The organism is Lysinibacillus sp. GbtcB16, from assembly GCF_019091145.1.
GTDB lineage: Bacteria > Bacillota > Bacilli > Bacillales_A > Planococcaceae > Lysinibacillus > Lysinibacillus fusiformis.
The window spans coordinates 1-329 of record NZ_JAGXJV010000213.1 but is presented as its reverse complement, the minus strand read 5'-3'; the positions used below and the strand labels follow the sequence as shown (position 1 = coordinate 329).

Genomic DNA, 329 nt, shown 5'->3' with positions numbered 1-329 from the left:
CCAGTAGCTCCGGTAACGCCAGTAGAGCCAGTAGCTCCGATATCACCAGTAGCCCCAGTCACACCAGTAGTTCCAGTAACACCAGTCACACCAATAGTTCCAGTAGCCCCAGTTACACCAGTAGTTCCAGTAGCCCCAGTTACACCAGTAGTTCCAGTAACACCCGTAGCTCCGGTAACGCCAGTAGAGCCAGTAGAGCCAGTAGAGCCAGTAGAGCCAGTAGAACCGGTAGCCCCAGTCACACCAGTAGTTCCAGTAGAACCGGTAGCCCCAGTCACACCAGTAACACCAGTAGCTCCGGTAACGCCAGTAGAGCCAGTAGCTCCAGT

General features: G+C 54.7%; 1 protein-coding gene. It reads right to left on the bottom strand.

Annotated elements, in window-relative coordinates:
* The coding region (locus tag KVT27_RS24050; protein WP_217582117.1) for a hypothetical protein at positions 1-329 on the bottom strand (329 nt) is incomplete at both ends.